The sequence below is a fragment of the Agromyces mangrovi genome, assembly GCF_030296695.1.
Classification (GTDB): Bacteria; Actinomycetota; Actinomycetes; order Actinomycetales; family Microbacteriaceae; genus Agromyces; species Agromyces mangrovi.
In genome coordinates this window covers 1,433,728-1,453,637 of sequence record NZ_AP027737.1, presented here as the reverse complement: position 1 = coordinate 1,453,637, position 19,910 = coordinate 1,433,728, and the positions used below count along the sequence as shown (strand labels likewise).

Annotated in this window: 12 protein-coding genes and 1 pseudogene; 7 read left to right on the top strand and 6 right to left on the bottom strand. The window is 70.6% G+C overall.

The genetic code is table 11. From position 1 onward, the window contains the following. Positions 1-44: 44 nt before the first annotated feature. The 3 genes and pseudogenes from QUE38_RS06880 to QUE38_RS06870 all read left to right on the top strand — a co-directional run bounded on the left by QUE38_RS06880 (position 45) and on the right by QUE38_RS06870 (position 3,254). Positions 45-881: an SDR family NAD(P)-dependent oxidoreductase gene (locus tag QUE38_RS06880; RefSeq protein ID WP_286310983.1), complete on the top strand. Its 837-nt coding sequence runs from the start codon at positions 45-47 to the stop codon at positions 879-881. Then, positions 820-1,578, top strand: a pseudogene (locus QUE38_RS06875) (glycoside hydrolase family 3 N-terminal domain-containing protein); the annotation flags it as partial. The gene QUE38_RS06880 and the pseudogene QUE38_RS06875, both read left to right, overlap by 62 nt. 299 nt (positions 1,579-1,877) lie before the next feature. Then, positions 1,878-3,254, top strand: a complete 1,377-nt coding sequence (locus QUE38_RS06870; protein ID WP_286310981.1) for a glycoside hydrolase family 3 C-terminal domain-containing protein — start codon at positions 1,878-1,880, stop codon at positions 3,252-3,254. A 30-nt stretch (positions 3,255-3,284) separates the two neighbouring features. Here the strand turns inward: QUE38_RS06870 and QUE38_RS06865 are convergent, their stop codons facing one another. From QUE38_RS06865 to QUE38_RS06840, 6 genes are all read right to left on the bottom strand, one after another. Then, positions 3,285-3,704, bottom strand: a complete 420-nt coding sequence (locus tag QUE38_RS06865) for a hypothetical protein (RefSeq protein WP_286310979.1) — start codon at positions 3,702-3,704, stop codon at positions 3,285-3,287. Further along, positions 3,674-3,967, bottom strand: a complete 294-nt coding sequence (locus QUE38_RS06860) for a hypothetical protein (RefSeq protein WP_286310978.1) — start codon at positions 3,965-3,967, stop codon at positions 3,674-3,676. The genes QUE38_RS06865 and QUE38_RS06860 overlap by 31 nt, the downstream gene beginning before the upstream one ends. Positions 3,968-4,013: 46 nt before the next feature. Continuing rightward, on the bottom strand, positions 4,014-4,553 hold the full coding sequence (locus tag QUE38_RS06855) for a hypothetical protein (RefSeq protein WP_286310976.1): 540 nt from the start codon (positions 4,551-4,553) through the stop codon (positions 4,014-4,016). Continuing rightward, entirely contained in the window at positions 4,550-5,815 is a 1,266-nt protein-coding gene (locus tag QUE38_RS06850; RefSeq protein WP_286310975.1) for a serine/threonine-protein kinase, read from the bottom strand. The genes QUE38_RS06855 and QUE38_RS06850 overlap by 4 nt, the downstream gene beginning before the upstream one ends. 194 nt (positions 5,816-6,009) lie before the next feature. Further along, a complete protein-coding gene (locus tag QUE38_RS06845; RefSeq protein ID WP_286310973.1) occupies positions 6,010-7,032 on the bottom strand; it encodes a LacI family DNA-binding transcriptional regulator in 1,023 nt (340 codons plus the stop codon). Further along, entirely contained in the window at positions 7,029-9,914 is a 2,886-nt protein-coding gene (locus QUE38_RS06840) for an alpha-L-rhamnosidase (protein ID WP_286310970.1), read from the bottom strand. Before QUE38_RS06840 ends, QUE38_RS06845 begins: the two co-directional genes overlap by 4 nt. 291 nt (positions 9,915-10,205) lie before the next feature. On the opposite strand from QUE38_RS06840, the gene QUE38_RS06835 reads away from it, so the two are divergent. From QUE38_RS06835 to QUE38_RS06820, 4 genes are all read left to right on the top strand, one after another. Beyond that, positions 10,206-11,534: an ABC transporter substrate-binding protein gene (locus QUE38_RS06835; protein ID WP_286310969.1), complete on the top strand. Its 1,329-nt coding sequence runs from the start codon at positions 10,206-10,208 to the stop codon at positions 11,532-11,534. Positions 11,535-11,607: 73 nt separating this feature from the next. Beyond that, positions 11,608-12,555: a carbohydrate ABC transporter permease gene (locus tag QUE38_RS06830; protein WP_433996953.1), complete on the top strand. Its 948-nt coding sequence runs from the start codon at positions 11,608-11,610 to the stop codon at positions 12,553-12,555. 59 nt (positions 12,556-12,614) lie between these two features. Continuing rightward, the gene (locus tag QUE38_RS06825; RefSeq protein WP_286311696.1) at positions 12,615-13,454 is read left to right on the top strand and encodes a carbohydrate ABC transporter permease; all 840 of its coding nucleotides are present in this window, start codon (positions 12,615-12,617) and stop codon (positions 13,452-13,454) included. 56 nt (positions 13,455-13,510) lie between these two features. Then, positions 13,511-19,903, top strand: a complete 6,393-nt coding sequence (locus tag QUE38_RS06820) for a DUF4832 domain-containing protein (protein WP_286310964.1) — start codon at positions 13,511-13,513, stop codon at positions 19,901-19,903. Positions 19,904-19,910 lie beyond the last annotated feature (7 nt).

Below are 19,910 nucleotides of genomic sequence, written 5' to 3'. Positions count from 1 at the left end.
GTCGCGGGCGCGCCCGGTGCACCGATCCGGCGGCAGAATGGGGGATGCCTCGAACCGCGCGCGGAGCCCACATCCTCATCACCGGAGCCGCGGGCGGCATGGGGCGCATGTACGCCGCGCGAGCGATCGCGGAACGCGCCGCATCCGTCACCCTCTGGGACCGCGACTCGGCCGCCCTCGCCCAGACGGCGCGCGAGCTCGGGGCCGTCGCGCGCGGTCGCACGCAGGTGCGCTCGTACGTGGTCGACGTCGGCGACCTGGGCGCGATCGCGAAGGCCGCGCACCAGGTGCGCCGGGCAGCGGGCACGCCGGACGTGCTCGTGAACAACGCCGGCATCGTGCGCGGCAACCGCTACTTCTGGGAGACCGACTCGGGCGACGACACCCGCGCGACCATGCGGGTGAACACGCTCGCGCCCATGTACATCGCCCGCGAGTTCCTGCCCGGCATGATCGCGTCCCGGCGCCCGGCGCGCATCGTGAACATCGCGTCGGCGGCGGGCACGCTCGCGAACCCGCGCATGGCGGTCTACGCGGCGTCGAAGGCGGCGGTCATCGGCTGGAGCGACTCGCTGCGCATCGAGTTGGAGCAGGCCGGTCACGACCACGTACGAGTGACCACCGTCACGCCGAGCTACGTGTCGACCGGCATGTTCGCCGGTGCCCGCGGTCCGCTGCTCGCGCCGGTGCTCGCGCCCGTCGTCGTGGTGGATCGGGTCTGGAAGGGCATGATCGCAGGCCGCCCGCTCGTCCAGCTGCCGTGGAGCGTCGGGCTCTCGCGCGTGCTGCGGGCCGTGCTGCCGGTGCGCGTGTTCGACCGTGTCATCGGCGACGGGTTCGGCGTGTACTCCTCGATGGAGCGGTTCACCGGGCGCGGCTGAGCCCGCTCGCCGCCTGTTCGGGGGCGTGCGGACCGCGGCATCCGGTCGCTACGCTGTCCGGAACCGGGAGGTGCCCGTGAGCATCGATGAGGATCGCCGACTCGCACTGAACGACTTCGCCGGCGGCGGCCTGACGCCGTTCGTGTACGCCGACGGGCCCTGCGGCATCCGCGGGGTCGAGGGCGCCACCGCACTGCCGAGCGGCATCACGCTCGCGGCGACCTTCGACACCGAGCTCGCCGAACGGTACGGCGACGTGCTCGGCGCGGAGCTGCGCGCGGCCGGCTGCAACGTGCTGCTGGGGCCCGTGCTCGACGTGGTGCGGGACCCGCACGGCGGGCGGAACGGCGAGTGCCTGGGCGAGGCGCCGCTGCTCGTCGGTGCGCTCGGCGGGCGCATCGCACGCGGAGTGCACGCGTACGGTGCGATCGCCGTCGGGAAGCACTTCGCCGCCCACGACCGCGAGACCCTCCGCACCGGCGACGGGCCGTACGGTGCGCGCACCGACGCACGCGACGTGCGCATCGACGAGCGCGCGCTGCACGAGGTGCACCTCGAGCCGTTCCGCCGGGCGGTGCAGGACCACGGGGTCGCAATGCTGCTCGCCTCGTATGTGCGCGTCAACGGGGAGTACTGCAGCCAGTCGCCCGAACTGCTGCGGGTGCCGCGCACCGAATGGGGATTCGCCGGTGCGCTGATGCCCGACTTCCTCTTCGCAGTGCGTGATGCCGAGGCGGCGCTCGCCGCAGGTATCGATCTGCCGGCGATCGACCTGCCCGGCCCGCCGCCGCTCGCCGAGCGCACCCCCGCGATGGTGTCGGCCGCGTCAGACGAACTCGTCGCCGGCATCGGCGCGCACGTGCGTGCCGCGGCCGATCAGGTCGGGCTGCGTCCGGCGACCGGGGAGTCGATGCGTCGGGTCTCGGTACGCCGGCGGCGCTCGACACCGCCGAGACGATCGCCGTCGAGGGGGCGACCCTGCTGCGCAACGACGGGGTGCTGCCGTTCGCGCGCGGCACGCGCATCGCGCTCATCGGCGGCGAGGAGGTGCGCCACCGGCTCGTGGTGGGCGGGTCGGCGGGTGTCGCGCTCGACGATGGGCGGCTGCCCGACCTCGACGCGTGCCTCGCCGCCGAGGGTCTCCTCGTGTCGTCGCACGCGGGCGGCCTGCCCGACGTGCCGCTGCCGGCCCTGCGTGCCGAGGACTGCGTGGGTCTCGAGGCGGTGGTGACGGATGCCTCGGGGCGCCGCGAGTTCGACCTCGACGCTGCCCGGCTCACGACCGATCCGGACGACCCCGATGCGCCCTGGAGCGCGGAGCTGACGGCGGTGCTGCCGCCGCAGCTCGGGCCCGCCGTCGCGGCGCTCGAGTTCGCTGGCGTGGCCGACGTGCTGCTCGACGGGGAGGTCGTCGCGTCGGGGGTGCGCGAGGCCTCGCCGCTGCTGGCTGGGCCCGCGTTCGTCCTGCGCGTCGCGATCCCGGCATCCGACCGCGAGCGGATGCTGGTGGTGCGGTACCGCAGCGGGCCGGCGTTCGTGCTGCCGCCCATCGGCATGGTGCCGCACCTGTCGCTCGGCGTGACGCCGTGGGAGCCCGCGGTGCGGGCGGTGTCGCAGGCGGCATCCGCTGCCGATGCCGTCGTGGTACTCGCGGGCCGCGCCACCGGTGCCGGCATGGACTCCGACGGGCTGCGCCTGCCCGCCGGCCAGGAGGACCTCATCGCCGCGGCCGTCGCGACCGGCCGCCCGGTCGTGGTCGTGACGCACGGCTCGGGCCCGATCGACGCGCCGTGGCGCGACCGGGTGTCGGCGCTCCTGCACGTCGGGCACGGCGGAGAGCGGTTCGCCCCGGCGCTCGCGCGCGTGCTGTCGGGGCGTGACGAGCCCGGTGGGCGGCTGCCGGTGACGTGGCCGGCCGGCCGGGCCGGGCTGCCGCAGTCGCGCGTCGACGCCGACGGCGTGCTCGAGCTGCTCGAGGGCGTCGACGTGGGGTACCGCGGCTTCGAGCGGGTCGGTGCGGAGCCCGCCTACTGGTTCGGGCACGGCCTCGGCTACGCGACGATCGGCAGCCCCGGGGCGCGCGTTGTCGGTCGCTCGGTGCACGTCGACCTGACGTGCGGTCCCGATCGGGGCGGCAAGGCCGTGGTGCAGCTCTACGCGCGGCCCGCGCACGGCGAGACGCTCGCGTTCGCCGGCTTCGCGGCGGTGCGACTCGAACCGGGCGAGCGGCGCACGGTCGCGGTCGAGGTCGACACCGCGGCGCTGGCGACGCGTTCAGGCGGCGCCATGCGGCATCCGACCGGCTCGCTGACCGTGCAGGTGGGGTTCTCGCGCGGCGACCTGCGGCACGAGGTGGAGGTCGACCTGGGCTGACGCGGATCGCGCGCCCGGAGCGGTGCCGACTCAGCCGCCGCCGTTGCCCTTGTCGGGGTTGCCGCCGGGCCCCCACCCGTTGCCGTTGCCGTTGTTGCCCGGTTCGTCGTCGGCCGGTTCGTCCGGCGCCGTGGTGGGGGTGGGATCGGTCGTTCCCCCGCCCGAGCCGCCGGTGGCGCCGCCGGTGTCGCCCGTACCGCCGGTGCCGGCGTCGCCGCCGGTGCCCGTGCCCGTGCTCGGGTCGGTGTCGGCATCCGCGGGGTCGTCCGTCGGCTCGGTGGGTCCGTCCGACGGCGCCTCTGCCTGATCGCCGGCCGGCTCGTCCTCCGCAGTGGGTTCGGGCGTCGGGGTCGGGACGGATCCCGAACTGCCGATCGTCCCCCGCACGCCCTCGGCCTCGGAGATGCCGACCGAACCGATCAGCGCGGGCACGGCGAGGATCGAGCCCACGACGACCAGCAGCGCGACGCCGGCCGCCGCCCCCAGACCACGAGTGCGCGTCGGCGGCGCTCGCCCGAACGCGCCTCGCGACGGGTCGCGGCGCCGGCCGCAGCGGCGGGGTCGGCCGCCGGTGGCTCGTCCATGCCCTCGGTCCAGAACCCGGGCAGCAGCTGCGTCGGGGCGTCCGCCTCCGCACCGGCGGCGTCCTGCGCCGGCAGGGGTGTCGTGGCCGGATCCGCAGCGCCCTCCGGCTCCTCGGTCTCGGACGTCACCGTTCGAGGTTAACCGTCGACGTGCACCTGCGCAGCCGGGGCGAACTCATCCGTTGCCGTTGCCGTTCCCGTTCCCGTTGCCGTTGTTGTTGCCGGAACCGCTGTTCCCGTTGCCGTTGCCGTTGTTGTTGCCGGGCCCGCTGTTGCCGGACTCGCCGTCGTCGGGCCCGCTGACGTCGGGCTCGGTGGCGGCGCCCTGGCCGGAGTCCCCGTCGCCGCTCGCGGGCTCGGCGTCCGCCGACTCCTCGGCGGCCGCATCCGCCTCGGCCGCCTCCTGCTCGGCGAGCGCGGACTCGAGGTCGGCGCGCACCATCGCGATGGCCTCGCGCACCTCGGCTTCGCGCTCGGCGTCGATGCTCCCCGTATCGGCCGCCGCGGCGAGCTCCTCCTCGAACAGGTCGAGTTCGGCGAGCGCCCCGCTCAGGTCGCCCGCGTCGGCGCGCGCGGCGATCTCGACGACCCCGGTCTGGAGTGTCTCGCCGGTCGCCGAGTCGAGGGCGGGGGTGGGCGCGCAGCCCGCGAGCACCCAGACCAGCGCACCGGTCGCCAGGAATGCGGCCACGCCGCGTGCGTGCATCCGGGTCATGGCGTCACCGTGTCCATCAGGTGCTCGAGGTGCACGCCCAGATCGCCCTCGATCGCGGGGAGGTCCGGCGCTGCGGGCGTCGCCTCGGGCGCCGGCCGGGTCAGGACGAGGGCGGAGACCACACCGACCAGGACGACCGCGGCGGCGACACCCGCCCAGAGGAACGGTCGCAGCTGCCGCCTGCGGCGCCGACCGCGCGCGGGTCGCCGCGACGCCGCATCCGGTTCGCCCGCGATCGGCGGGAGCGCCCGCGTGGCGATCGGGTCGTCGGTGGCAGGTGTGCGCGTGGCATCCGTCGTCGAAGCCATCGCCGTCGTCGGGAGCGGCTGGGCCTCAGTGGCATCCGCACCGCCCCCGGCAGGTGGGTTCCCCGTCGGGTCGGCCACCGCGTCCGCGCGTTCGGCGATCGACGATGCCAGGGCCGAGCCCGCCTGTGCCACCTCGGCCGCCGACGGCCGCCCGGCGGGCTCGCGCGCGGTCATCGACCGCAGCAACGCCACCCACTCATCGCCGAGCTCGTCGGGCACCACCGGATCGCGCTGCAGCCGCGCCGCGGCCGACTCGAGCGCGTCGCCGGGGTAGGCGCGCGTGCCCGTGAGCGCCTCGAGCACCACGAGGCCGAGCGCGTAGACATCGCTCGGCGGGCCGGGCACCTCGCCGCGCACCTGCTCGGGGCTGAGGAATGCGGCCGTGCCGACGAGTGCGCCCGTGCTCGTCACGCGCGACGAATCCGTGAGCCGCGCGATGCCGAAGTCGGCCAGCTTCGCGTGCCAGCGACGCGGGGGCAGCGCGGTGCGGTCGAGCAGGACGTTGGCCGGCTTCACATCGCGGTGCACGATGCCGCGCCCGTGGATCACGTGCAGGGCCTCGCCGATGTCGGTGAGCAGGCGCGCGGCGTCGTCGGCCGCGAGCGGGCCCGACTGCAGCTCCGTCGCGAGGTCGACGCCGTCGACGAGTTCCATGGCGATGTACTCGCGGCCGGTGGCCACGTCGGTGCCGGCGTCGTACAACGTGACGAGGTGGGCGTGGGTGACGCTTGCGAGCAGCGCGATCTCGGACTCGCGGCGCTGCGCGTCGTCGATGCCGCCGGCGACCGCGTCGAAGAGCTTGACCGCGACCGTGCGGCCGAGCATGACGTCGTCGGCGCGGTGCACGGCGGCCATACCGCCACGGCCGAGCAGCGGCCCGACGCGGTAGCGCCCGTCGAGCAGTGGTTCGTCGCCGGCGGCGTGCGCCGTGTCGACGGGTCCTGGGGAGGTCATCAGCGCGAAGCTACTCCGCGAACCCGAGAATCGGCAGGGGGTGGACAGCGGCTGTCCGACCTGCTGCGGCGCCTCGGCAGCACGCGGACTGCGGACGGCGGCGAGCCCAGATCGGGCTTACACTTGCCCGTTCGGGCTAGCGGCCAGGATGACGATCCCCTCGTCACCGTGCATTGGCGGGGTGTCGGCGAGCGTCACCGAGGGGTCGGTCGCGAGACCGTGCTCGCGCGAACGACGAGCTCGGGCGTGAGGCGGACCTCCTGATGCTGATGGGCGCCGCCGGAGTCCGATTCCTCCTCGAGGAGGAGTCGGATCGCCTCCTCGGCGATGCGGGAGTGCGGCTGCGCGATCGATGTGAGCGGGATGGCCGCGGTGCGGGCGTAGTCGATGTCGTCGTAGCCGACGAGGGCGATGTCGTCGGGAACCGAGATGCCCTGCTCGGCGAGCCCCTGCAGGAGCCCGAGCGCGACGAGGTCATTGCCCGCGAACACGCCGTCGGGGCGGTCGCGCTCCGGCAGGGCGGCGATGCGGTGGGCAGCGGCGCGGCCCTGCTCGACCGTCAGGTCCGGGGTCTCGAACATGGCCAGGATCGCGCCGGGCGACTCTGCGATGGCCTTGCCCACGCCGCTGACGCGGTCGGCCACCTGCAGCAGTGGCCCGCCGACGAAGCCCAGGCGCCGGCGCCCGAGGTCGATGAGGTGTCGAGCGGCGGTGTAGCCGCCGACCGTGCCGTCGAGCGAGACCGAGCAGAAGCGTGCGGCATCGACGTGCTCGTCGAGCAGCACGATCGGCGTTCCACGCGCGGCCACCTGCTGCATCCGCTGGGTGACGCCGTTGACCGGTGCGACGATGAGGCCGCGTACGCGCGATTCCTCGAACATGCCGAGGTAGCGGTCCTCGCGCGACTGCTCCTGGTCGCTGCTGGCGATGACGATGTCCGTGCCGTGCGACTCCGCGACGCCCTGGGCGTCGTGCGCGACCTCGGCGAAGAAGGGGTTGGCGATGTTGAGCACGACCATGCCGATCGAGTTGGTCTTGCTCGCGCGCAACTGGCGCGCGTTGGCGTTCGGCACGAACCCGAGCTCGTCCATCGCGCGACGGACCTTGTCCGCGTTGCGCGGGGTCACGCTCGGCAGACCGTTGAGCACGTTGGAGACCGTGCCGAGGGAGACGCCCGCGTGCGCCGCGACCTCGCGGATGCCGATCTTCGCGTTCATGAGGTCTCCAGCATCGCAGGTACGGGACCCGTCGTGCGGGCCGATTCCACCGTCGCGATGTCCGTGCGAATCGCGTCGTCCGTTGCGCGGAACCGTCGGAGCGCGTCGCCCAGAGTGTCGACGAAGTCGAGCGGCGCGTAGCGGAAGGCGTCGCGGATGCGACGACCCGGCGTCCACTTGGTGTGGTGCACGTACTCGTCCAGCTCGCCGGGAGCGTGTGCCTCGACGACCCGCCGCACGTACTGGTACGCCTCGGAGTCGTCGATCAATTCGCTGAGGGGGCTGTCGAGGTGCAGGCGTGGCGACTCGTCATTCGCGCCAGCGACGCGAACGGTCCATGCGGAGGTACCGGATCCGACGCGTGCGCTCCGGCCGTCGGGGAGCAGCACCTCGGCAATGGCGTTCGGCGGCACGACCACGGTCACGGTCACGTCGTCCCCTGCGCGGGTCCACCCGGCTTCGGCCCGGCCGTACGGGGTCTCGTGGGCGGCACGGGCGTGGTCGAGCCCGTCGATGACGAGCGGCGCGATCCGGAGCGTGCGGTACCCGGGCTCCGCAGGCGCGAGACCGGCCAACCGGCGATGCATCCAGTCGACGACGGCACCGAGGGCGTAGTGGTTGAACGAGGTCATCTCGCCGGGGTTGATGCTGCCGTCGTCGCGCATCGAGTCCCACCGCTCCCAGATCGTCGTCGCGCCGAGGGTCACCGGGTGGAGCCACGACGGGTGCTCCGTCTGGAGCATGAGGCGCGCGGCCGCCGCCGCGTGACCCGTGTCCGTGAGGGCATCCTGGATCAGGGGCGTGCCGACGAAGCCGGTGCGGATCCGGTAGCCGCCCGCGCGGGTCAGGTGCGCGAGCCGGTCGCCGAAGTCGAGTCGCTGGCGCTCGTCGGCGTGGAGGCCGAATGCGATCGCGATGGCGTACGCGGCGGGGGAGTCCGACATGAGGCGCCCACGGGCGGTTGAGAACGTCGTGAGGAAGGCGGACCGCACCGCACGGGCTTGCTCGCGGTACCGGTCGGCGTCGCGATCGAGGCCGCACTCGAGCGCGGCGTCGGCGGTCAGGCGCAGGGAGAGGTGCAGGAACGCGGTGGCGACGAGGTCCGGGTCGGTCTTGCCGTCGCCGGGGTGGTCCGGGGAGGCATCCGGATCGAGCCAGTCACCGAACTGGAACCCGTCCTCCCAGAGATGGTTGTCGCCGGCGAGCGCAAGGATCCGGCCGCACCAGGCGCGCATCCCCGGGTACGCGCGGCGGAGCAGGGTGGTGTCGGCGAACCGCTCGCGCAGCACCGTGGGCAGGACGGTCACGACATCGCCCCACGCGGCGGCGGGATCGAGTTCGAGCACGCTGGGCACGACGAACGGCGGGACGCCGCCGTTCTGCGCCTGCTCGATCCATACGTCCTCGAGCCACGACGCGAGGAAGCCGTTGCACTCGTAGAGGAAGGTGGCGGCGGGCCCGAAGGCGAGGATGTCCCCCGTCCAGCCGAGCCGTTCATCGCGCTGCGGGCAGTCCATCGGCACCGACAGGAAGTTGCCCCGCATGCCCCACACGGCGTTCTCGTGGAAGCGGTCGAGCAGCGGATTCGAGCTCTCGAACCAGCCGGTGCGTTCCATGTCCGAACCGAGCACGACGGCCGTGAAGTCGTGCGGGGAGACGTCGCCCGGCCATCCCTCGACCTCGACGTAGCGGAAGCCGTGGAACGTGAAGCGCGGTTCCGACACCTCGCCGCCCTCGTGGCCGGCGAGCGTGTACGTGTCGGTCGCCCGTGCACCGCGCAGGGGTCGGGTGCCGAGCTCGCCGTGCTCGAGCACCTCGGCGTGGCGGAGGGTGATGCGGGTGCCGCGCGGACCCCGGACCCGGAAGCGGACACGGCCGACGAGGTTCTGGCCGAAGTCGAGGACGACCCGCCCTGCTGGAGTCGTGAGGACCTCCGCCACCGGGAGCTTCGCGGTGGCCCGTACGGGCGGCCCGGTCCGTGCCACGGGCACGGGCGCACGGTCGTCGAAGACCCGAGCCGGCGTCCAGTCCGGGGACGAGGCGTCGAGGCCCGGACGCGCCCAGTCGTCCAGATCGCGTCGTGCGTCGTAGTCTTCGCCGTGGTAGATCCCGCTCGTCAGGAGCGGGCCGCGCGTCGTGCACGACCACGCGTGGTCGGTGGCCACCGTCTCGGCGGTGCCGTCGGCGTACTCGATGACGAGCTGGGCGGCGACGGACGGGTGGTCGCCGAAGTGCCCGCGGCCCGGCGTGGTCGAGACGTAGCTCTCGGTGAACCAGGCGCCGGCGAGCTCGATGCCGATCGCGTTCGGCCCGTCGGCGAGCATCTGCGTGACATCCGTCGTGTCGTGGACGAGCCGCCAGCGGTAGCTCGTCCAGCCGGGCTTGAACTCCTGGTCGTCGACGGCGACGCCGTTCACGCTGACCTGGTAGGCACCTCGCGCGGTCGCGTACAGGGTCGCTCGCGCGACCGGCCGGCTCAGGGTGAACTCGCGGTGCAGCAGCGCCGGCTGCTTCGGCGGGCCCTCCGGGGCGCCGATCATCTGCGCGGACCACTCGCCGTCGGGCAGGAACGCGCCTGCCAGCTCCACGCGATCGCTCCAGTCGGACCAGCCGTCGGTGCCGTGCACCCGGACGCGCACCTGCACCTGTTCACGGGCTGCGAGCGGTGCGAACGGCCAGGCGACCAGCACGGAGTCGCTCCCGTGCAACCCGTGGACGTGCTCGACGCCATCTCGGAGGACGGCGACCTGGGCGGCGTTCTGCACCCACCCGCGGGCGGCGGTCGTGGTCTTCCAGCTCAGGCGCGGGCGCGCGGTCGGAGTCCATCGACCGAGTCCCCCGTACTCCGGGCGCAGGCTCGTCACCGTGGCGGTCGTGCTCATGCATCTCCTTCGACGGATCGCGACCGGTGCGTGGATGATGAACACGCAAATGAACGGTTTCATAATGCGTGCTCCACGAGTCCGTGTCAAATGAGCCGATCCATGAGGTCTCAGGAGTGGGCCGTCGCATTGAGGCGCCAAAACGCAGACTTGATCGGCTCACAGTTGACCGATCGGTCGTCGGGTGCTAGCGTCAGCGATCGAAATGGAACGGTTCATTTGATCATCAACCCGAGGGTCGGCGGTTCCACTCGAGCACCAAGTACCGAACTTCTTACAAGGAGGTAAGCAATGCACTCACGCACCCGACTGCTGCGCACGGGCATCGCCCTCGCGAGCGCGGCCCTCATCACCGGATCGCTCGCGGCATGCGCGACCGACGGCGGCGGCGCCTCATCCGACGGCACCGTCGAGATCACCTGGCTGACGCCGAACGACGAGGTCACCGTGAACCTCGCGACCGGGATGATCGAGGCCTTCCAGGCCGAGTACCCCGAGATCACCGTCACGCACGAGGCGCAGCCCGGCGGCACCGAGGGCGACAACCTGATCAAGACCAAGCTCGCGACCGGCGAGATGCCCGAGGTCTTCTACTACAACAGCGGTTCGCTCCTGCAGGCGCTGAACCCCAGCCAGACGCTCGTGGACCTCTCCGACGAGGAGTGGGTCGACAGCCTCACCGACGACTTCAAGCGCGTCGTCTCGACCGATGACGGACTCTACGGCGCGCCGGTCAGCACCTCGCAGGCCGGCGGCGTGATCTACAACAAGCCCGTCTTCGAGTCGCTCGGGCTCGAGGTGCCGACCGACTGGTCCGAGTTCCTCGAGGTGGCGGAGCAGATCAAGGCCGAGGGCGACGGGGTCGTTCCCGTCCAGCAGGCCTTCGGTGACACCTGGACGAGCCAGCTGTTCATCCTGGCCGACTTCGCCAACGTGAACACCGCCGACCCCGACTGGGCCGACGACTACACCGCGAACGCCGCGAAGTACGCCGACCAGCCCGCGCTCGCCGGCTTCCAGCACCTGCAGGAGGTCCACGACGCCGGTCTGCTCAACGAGGACTTCGCCTCGGCGACCAACGACGAGGCGATCCGCGCGGTCGGCGAGGGCACCGCAGCGATGTACCCGATGCTCTCGGGCGCGGCGCTCCCGAACATCCAGCAGAACCTTCCCGACGCGGTCGGCGACGTGGGCATCTTCGCCCTGCCGGCCGACGACGCGGCGAACACCGCGCTGACCGTCTGGCAGCCGAACGCGGTCTACATCCCCAACACGACCGAGGGTGCAGAGCTCGAAGCGGCGAAGCAGCTCGTGGCGTTCATCAACTCCGAGCAGGGCTGCGAGATCCAGAACGCGCAGGGCACGGCGGCCGGTCCGTTCGTGACCAGCAACTGCGAGGTCCCGGCGGACTCGGCGCCGATGGTCGCGGAGATCCAGTCCTACTTCGACACCGGTGCGACCGCACCCGCCCTCGAGTTCCTCTCCCCGATCAAGGGACCGAGCCTCGAGAACTTCGCGGTCGAGGTCGGCTCGGGCATCCGCTCGGCCGAGGACGGCGCCGCCCTCTACGACGAGGACGTGAAGAAGCAGGCCCAGCAGCTGGGCATCGAGGGCTGGTAGGCAGCCGGATGCCTCGGGGTCGCGCCGCTCGACGGGCGGCGCGACCCCACCCCACGACGACGAGGGAGATCGCATGACCACCGTTGCGACGCCTCCGGCCCCCGCGCGGGCACCGGAGCAGGCGCCGGACGCGCCGAGGACGTCGGCACGAGCCCGTCGGCGACGGATGAAGAGCCACTACCCGAGCTGGTTCTACATCCCGACCGCGGCGCTGTACATCGTGCTCTTCGCCATCCCGACCTTCGCGTCGTTCTACTTCAGCCTCACCCGCTGGACCCTGTTCGACGTCGAGTTCATCGGCTTCGACAACTTCGTCGCGTTCTTCAACGAGCCCATGCTCGTGCAGGGCTTCACGAACACCTTCGTCTACGGGTTCACGACCTCCGCGCTGAAGGTCGTGCTCGGACTCGCCTTGGCGCTGCTGCTCACCATTCCGCTTCTCGGACGCGGCTACCTGCGGGCGACCATGTTCTTCCCGGTGCTCGTCTCCACGATCGGCGTCGGCATCACCTTCAAGGTGCTGATGGACCCGTTCGACGGGCTCATCAACCAGGCGCTCGCCGTCATCGGCATCGACGGGCCGGCCTGGCTCACCGACCCGGCCTGGGCGCTGTTCTCGGTGGCGCTCGTGGACGTGTGGAAGGGCGTCGGCATCGCCACGCTGATCTTCATCGCGGGCCTCGTCGCGATCCCCCAGGAGTACTACGAGGCCGCGAAGATGGACGGCGCCGGTGCCTGGAGCCGCTTCCGCAACATCACCCTGCCGCTCGTGCAGCCCGCCACCGCGACGGTCATCCTGCTCTCGCTGATCGGTGGCCTGCGCTCGTTCGAACTGATCTGGGCCATGACCAAGGGCGGGCCGGGCTTCACCAGCGATGTCATCGCCTCGGTGATCTACAAGCAGTACCAGGCAGGGTTCTACGGCCTCTCGACCGCGGGCAACGTGGTGCTCTTCCTCGTCGTCACCGCGATCATCGTCCCGATCTTCTACATCCTCAACCGCCGGCAGGTGGAAGCATGACGCTCACTCGAACCCTCACCACGGCGGACGGCGCGGCCACTCGCCCCGCACGACGGCCCATGTCACTGCGCCGGTTCTCGCAGCGCTATCTCATCGGGATCGCGGCGATCGTGGCATCCGTTGTCGTCTTCATCGTCCCCTTCGCGTTCATCTTCCTCACCGCGGCGAAGTCGCCACAGGAGGCCTCGCTGCTCCAGTTCTCGCTGCCGCAGCAGGGGTGGTTCCTGTGGGAGAACTTCATCGCGGTCTGGGAGGCGCGCGACTACGTGCTCGCCCGCGCCTTCGTGAACAGCATCACGCTCACGGTCATCAGCGTCGCGATCATGGTGGTCTTCGCCGCCATGGTCGGATACGTCCTCCAGCGCCGCCCCTCGCGCTGGAACCACGTCATCAATTTCTTCGTGCTGGCCGGACTGATCGTCCCGCCCGCGGTCGTTCCGACGATCTGGGTGCTCCAGGGCATCGGGCTCTTCAAGACCATGACCGGGATGATCCTCATCGAGGCGACCTTCGGCCTCTCCTTCTGCATCCTCCTGTTCCGGGCATTCGTGGCCACGATCCCCAGGGAGCTCGACGAGGCCGCGATCATCGACGGCGCCGGGCCCCTGCGGCTGTTCTTCACCGTGGTGCTGCCGCTGCTGAAGCCCGTCATCGTCACCGTGATCGTGGTCCAGGCGGTGACCGTCTTCAACGACTTCGTCGGCCCGCTCTACTTCCTCCCCGGCGAGGAGAACGCGACCGTGCAGCTCACGCTCTACAACTTCCAGAGCCAGTCGCTGAACCAGTGGAACCTCCTCTTCATGGACATCCTGCTCATCACGATCCCCCCGCTCATCATGTTCATCTTCTTCAACCGCCAGATCGTCGCCGGCATGACCAGCGGCGCGATCAAGGGCTGACCGAACCGACCGACGCAACACCCTCCGCACGACCCTTCAACGATGAAAGGACGCTCATGAGCATCCGTGCCCGCAGTACCGCCGCCTGGAGCGCGCTCGGCGCACTCCTCCTGTCCGCGGTGGTGGCTCCCGCCGCCGTCGCCGAGGAGGTCGAACCCGGCATCGCCGTCGTCAACCCGACCGAATATGCGGGGGCGATCAAGAACCCACTCATGGGGATGTCGGAGAAGGACTTCTTCGTCAACACCACGGACCCCGCCAGCCCCGAGGACCAGACCCTGGACTACATGCCGTGGGGCTCGCTGGCGATGACGTACATCCCGTGGGACCACCTGGAGAACGACGAGAGCGACTCGATCGACAAGATCGCGGACTACCTCGACCAGCGTTGGCGCGGCAAGGACGCGGACGGCGTCTGGCGCTCCTACGAGGAGTACAACATCAAGGTCATCCCGCGGCTCTACCTGCGCTTCCCGGCGGAGACGTCGGGGAACACCGGGTCGTTCTACGGGCTCGGCGGCGACCACTGGCCCGACGACCTCGCCGACGGCGACTTCCGAAGTGCGGAGTTCGACGCCCGCCTCGAGCGCATGGTGCAGCGCCTCGCCGAGCTGTGGGACGACGACCCCCGCGTCGCCTACATCCAGATGGGCGTCTTCGGCACGTGGGGCGAGCAGCACGGCACCGCCGAGCCCGAGCACATCGAGCAATACTTCAGCGAGTACTTCCAGAACAAGCAGGTGCAGGTGCGGTACCACCACACCGGGCAGTGGGAGAACCCCGATCAGTTCGGTCACTACAACGACACGATCGGCAACCGGAACACCGCCGACAACTGGGCGACGAAGGCGATCGGCGGCGAGCCGGCCTACGACTACGCCGGTGCCGTGATCCACGGGTCGCTGGTGCGGGAGACCTACCTCGACGAGGACCTCACCCACAACACCGCCAACACCATCCGCGACACCCACGCCACGTACCTGACATGGGTCGGCGACTACAGCTACGGCTCTCGGTGGACGGCTGACGACGCCACCGGGGGTCGCGAGGCCTACCTGGAGAACAAGGCGCTCATCGACTCCCGCGCCGAGGTCATCCAGCGCGAGCTCGGCTACCGGTACGTCATGTCGGAGTTCAGCTACCCGGAGCAGGTCGTGCCCGGTGACCCCTTCGACGTCTCCTTCACCGTCACCAACACGGGTTCGGCACCGATGTACTACGACTGGCCCGTGCAGGTGAGCCTGCGCGACCCCGACACCGACGAGGTGGTCTGGGCCGACACGTTCGAGGACGTCCACATCACCGAGTGGCAGCCCGGCAGCGGCTTCGCGTCGTTCAACGGCCGGAAGGACGGCAACTGGAGCAACGGCGTGCTCGACTACGAGACCGCGCCGGAGCCGCACACCGAGTCCGGGACGTTCACCGTTCCCGACACCCTCCCGACGAAGGACTACGTCGTCCAGCTCGCGGTGCTCGACCCGGGCGGCGACGTGCCGAGCCTGCGGTTCGCGATGGAGAACTACACCGAGGGCGGCTACCACCCGATGGGCTACGTCGGCGTGAACCAGGCGCCCGCGACCACCGAGATCGACCCCGCATCGTTCGACGACCCCGGCGTGGACGTCAGCCTGCGCTACTACACGTCCGACGAGCAGGAGCAGGCGGCGAACGCGCTCGCCTCGCTCGAGCTCTCGGGTGACGCACCGCTGCTCGCCATCGGCGGCACCGGGTACGACCTGGAGAACCTGTTGGTCGCGGGGCGCGACGCCCAGGGCAAGCCGCACGGCATGGACGCCGCCGCGGTGGAGTGGAACATCGCGACCGGCGGATCGTCGGCGACGCTCGACGGCAGCATGCTCTCGCCCGTCGACGTCGGCTTCGTGGGCGTCACCGCGACCTACAACGGGGTCACCAGCGAGCCGTTCACGATCGAGGTGTCCGACGACGTCGGCAACATCCACGGACGCATCACGACGAGCGACGGCGATGCCGTCTCCGGTGTCGAGGTCGCGATCGCCTCCGGCGGCGGCGGCTACTCGGCCACGACCGACGGCGACGGCGCGTACGTGATCGAGAACGCGCTGTCGGGCAGCTACGCCCTTACCGCCGAGAAGGAGCACTACGTCCCCCTCGAGGTCGCGGACGTCGCCGTCGCCAAGGGTGAGACGACCGCTCTCGACCTGACGATGGACCTCGACACCGGGGGCGACTTCTTCGACGACTTCGCCGACGGAGCGGGCGACTGGACGCCGGGAACCGGCTCGTGGTCGGCCGCCGACGGCCGGTACACCCAGTCCGCAGGCTCCGGCAGCAACTCCTGGCGCTACCAGTCGACCATCAGCGACAAGATCTGGGAGGACGCGACCTACGAGGCCGACATCTCCTACGGGTCGGGCCAGAACTGGGCGGCGCTGCTGTTCCGGAAGGCGCGGCAGAGCGACACCATCAACCACAGCGGCTACTTCGTCGCGTGGAACCACGGCGGGCTCATCGAGCTCGACCGTGCGGGATCCAGCATCACCCGGTTGGGGACCGCCCAGGTCGACACCGACTGGAGCATTCCCCATCACCTGAAGGTCGTCACCGACGGTGACCTCATCCAGGTGTACATCGACCACCAGGACACACCGATCATCGAGGCCGAGGACTCCACCTACCGCTACGGGTACGCGGGCGTCGGCGCGAACGGCAGCACGTGGAGCTTCGACGACGTGACCATCACCGAGGCGGAGCCCGAGGAGGCGCGATTCGTCGCCGTCCAGGCACCAGATGCGATCACCGGCGTGCCGAACGGCACCGAGAAGACCGCGGTGGCGCTGGGACTCCCCGAGCAGGTCGTCGTCGAGACGACCACCGGCACCGTGGAGGCGGACGTCGCGTGGAACGTCGAGGACAGCTCGTACGAGCCGGCCTCGGAGGCGGCGCAGCAGTTCACGGTCGACGGCCTCGTCACGCTCCCCGAAGCTGTCGCCAACCCCGACGACCTGTCGCTCGCGACGTCCGTCGACGTGTCCGTCGACGAGGCGCCGATCCCCGAGTGGGACCCCTCGCTCGTCTACCTCACCGGTGACGAGGTGCAGTTCGGCGGTTCCACCTGGGTGGCCCAGTGGTGGACCCGGAACCAGGTCCCCGGCGACCCGTACGGCTCGTGGATGGAGATCGGTGCCGAGGTCGAGACCTCGCACGGCATGATCCGCGAGTGGACGGCGTCGTGGGTGTACCTCGCCGGTGACCGTGCAGTGCACGACGGGAACGTCTGGGAGGCGAAGTGGTGGACCCGCAACCAGGAGCCGGGCGCCGCGAAGAAGCGCGACGCGTGGCACCTGGTGGGCCCGATCGACGACCCCGCGATCGAGGGCCTGTCGACCGGCACGGTGGTGATCGCGGCCGACGAGACGTCAGCCGTGCGCAACGTCGGCACGAAGACGATCACCGTCGAGCCGGGGAGCTCGGCCGCGTCGATACTCGGTGAACTGCGCGCATCGGACGGGTCGGACCAGGTCCGGGTCGTGCTCGACGGCGCGGGCGCGGAACGCATCGGCACCGTCCTCGAGGGCGACCGGCTCGGCGTGACGGCGGAGAACGGGAAGGCGACGGGCTCGTACGCCGTCGCCATCCATGACCCGGATGCCGAGGCGGCGGACGGCGAGTACTGGGATGCCGCGCGGTACGACGAGATCGACAGCGCGGTGAACGCCGGCACGCCGACGTTCCCGCAGCGGGAGTGCGTCATCACCGACGACGACTACGCGGACCAGGTGCGCGAGGCGACCGAGGTGTACGCCGACGGGAACGAGTCCGGCTCCGCGGCCGACACGGGTTCCCCGCTCGTCTACCGCGAGCGCACCGTCTGGTACTACGGCGACGCGATCAACGCGGCGATCGAGGACTGCTCGTCCGCGGGTGGCGGCACGGTCCGCATCCCCGCCGGTGAGTCGGAGAACGCCGACGAGGCGTACTACTCGGGGTCGATCAACCTGCTCAGCGACGTCAACCTGCTCATCGAGGAGGATGCCACCGTCAAGTTCATGCGCAACAAGACCAACGAGTACTACCCGGTCACGCTCACGAGCTACGAGGGCACGGACATCTACAACTTCGCGTCGTTCATCCGAGCGCTCGGGCAGGAGAACATCGCCGTCACCGGCGGAGGAACCCTCGACGCCCAGGAGGACATGTGGAACTGGCGTCCGTGGAAGAAGGGGTACTGGGGCGAACTCGACGTCGAGGATCGCTCGCTGGACGCGGACTACGGCCAGCAGGGCGTCCTCACCCAGATGAACTTCGACGACACCCCGGTCGAGACGCGCATCTTCACCGACGACGGGTCGCGGCCGGCGACGATCCCCGTGATCCGCGACGGTGAGGTGGTGCAGATCGACACACCGGCGGATGCCACGGTGCTCACGTCGTCGTTCCGGCCGCACTTCATCGAGCCGAACCACTCGAGCAACATCCTGATCGAGGGCGTGAAGCTCCGGAACGCGCCGTTCTGGCAGGTGCATCCGATGAACTCGGAGAACGTGCTCGTCCGTGGCATCGACATCTACAGCAACAAGACGACCGGGTACCAGGCGTCCGGCTGGAACAACGACGACGGCATCGACCCGGAGTCCACGACCAACGTCGTCATCGAGGACGTACACGTCACGGTGAGCGATGACGGCGTCGCGCTCAAGGCGGGTCGCAACACCAACGGACGCGAGCATCGCGAACCGACGAGTGGCGTGATCATCCGGAACAGCGAGTTCCGGAACGACGGCGGCAACTCGGCAGGGGTGTCGGCGGGCAGCGAGATGTCCGGTGGCATCCGCGACGTGTTCGCCCACGACCTGATCTTCGGCGGTGACGGCCTGATCATGGGGTTCAAGCTGAAGACGAACTCGAACCGCGGTGGCGGGATCGAGAACTGGTACGCGCGCGACAGCGTCTTCGAGAACGTCAACTGGACCATCGTCGAGTTCGATGCGGACTACCCGGAGACGGTGTCCCTCGAGCACGCCGATGCGTTCGACCCGACGATCCGGAACGTCTGGTTCGACCGGATCTCGACGTCGGAGGAGCTCCTCCCCGCCTCCCGGAACCCGCAGATGTTCCGCTTCTCCAGCTCCGTGTCCCGGTCTCCGGTCGCGAACGTGCACGTGCGCGACCTCGTGCTGCACTCCACGCAGAATCCGGCGGCGGCATTCAACCGCAACAAGTTCATCGCGGACTTCGTGGTCGAGGACGCGGCGTTCGTGAATCGCTCGACGGGGGCGATCTCGACGTACGACACCACGCCGCTGGACCTCCTCGACGAGACCGCTGTCGCGGTGCCGGGCGTCGAGCCGATCTCGATCACGGCGGCCGACGCATCGGCGCCGGGCCAGGTGCACACGGTCCCGGGGGACGTGGTCACCATCACAGGGAAGGTCGATCTCGCCGATCATCCGGACTTCCCGGAGCAGGGACAGCTGCGGGTCTACGTCGACCGCGACACGTCCCCGATCGCGGCGACCATCGAGGCGGACGGCACCTTCACGACCGCACCGATCACGCTCGACGACGATCAGCACTGGTACCGCGACCGGCACTACGTGGCGGTGAACCTCAGCCATGGCCTCGACATCCAGACGGTCGTATACCACCTCCAGGTCCAGCGCACACCGGTCTCGGTCGCCGTCGAGCCGTTCGTCGGTCCGCAGATGGGCGGATCAGTCGACGTGACGGCGAACTTCGCACACGAGGGCGTCGCGGGTTCGGCTCCGGTCGAGGACCTCGTGCTCGCCCCGCGTCTTCCCGACGGGTGGACCGCCGAGGCACTCACCGACACCGGCGTCGAGTCGCTCGACCCGGGCGAGACCGTCGCGGCCACGTGGCGCGTCATCCGCTCGGGCGGCGCGTACGGCACGCTGCAGTTGAGCGTGGAGGCGCAGTTCGACGACCCCGCGAGCGGCCTGCGGGTCACGGTCGCCGGTGATCCGTTCACGATCGATGTGGACGCCATGTCGATCGAGACGACGGATGTCACTGTCGTCGCCCCCGCGAAGCTGCAGGCGGTGCGGCCGGTCGAGGACGGCGTGATGCCGTACTCCGACCGCACCTACCCGCTCGCGAGCTATCCGGAGGCGTTGGAGGGCGCGGTCCTGATCCCGGGAGCCAACGACGACAAGCGCGTGTCCGGCGGCACGGACTACCTCGAGTTCTCCGTCGAGAAGGACTCCGTGGTCTACGTGGCGTTGGACGCACGCGGTCGTGGGACCTGGTGGCCCGAGTGGGTCGCCGCCCAGGGCTTCGAGGAGACCGACCTGCGCGCGATCGTGGCGGACGGGTCGCTCGCGAACATGGTGCTCTTCTCGAAGGGCGTCGGCGCAGGTGACTCCGTCACGCTCGGCGGCAACAACGCGAACACGAACGACGCTGCGAGCTACTTCACGTTCGTCGCGGCATACGGACCGACCGCCGGGTAGCCGACGT

Coding starts and splice junctions, on each gene's coding strand:
- QUE38_RS06880 (WP_286310983.1), top strand. CDS start 45: ATGCCTCGAACCGCGCGCGGAGCCCACATCCTCATCACCGGAGCCGCG.
- QUE38_RS06855 (WP_286310976.1), bottom strand. CDS start 4,553: ATGACCCGGATGCACGCACGCGGCGTGGCCGCATTCCTGGCGACCGGT.
- QUE38_RS06850 (WP_286310975.1), bottom strand. CDS start 5,815: ATGACCTCCCCAGGACCCGTCGACACGGCGCACGCCGCCGGCGACGAA.
- QUE38_RS06845 (WP_286310973.1), bottom strand. CDS start 7,032: ATGAACGCGAAGATCGGCATCCGCGAGGTCGCGGCGCACGCGGGCGTC.
- QUE38_RS06840 (WP_286310970.1), bottom strand. CDS start 9,914: ATGAGCACGACCGCCACGGTGACGAGCCTGCGCCCGGAGTACGGGGGA.
- QUE38_RS06835 (WP_286310969.1), top strand. CDS start 10,206: ATGCACTCACGCACCCGACTGCTGCGCACGGGCATCGCCCTCGCGAGC.
- QUE38_RS06830 (WP_433996953.1), top strand. CDS start 11,608: ATGACCACCGTTGCGACGCCTCCGGCCCCCGCGCGGGCACCGGAGCAG.
- QUE38_RS06825 (WP_286311696.1), top strand. CDS start 12,615: ATGTCACTGCGCCGGTTCTCGCAGCGCTATCTCATCGGGATCGCGGCG.
- QUE38_RS06820 (WP_286310964.1), top strand. CDS start 13,511: ATGAGCATCCGTGCCCGCAGTACCGCCGCCTGGAGCGCGCTCGGCGCA.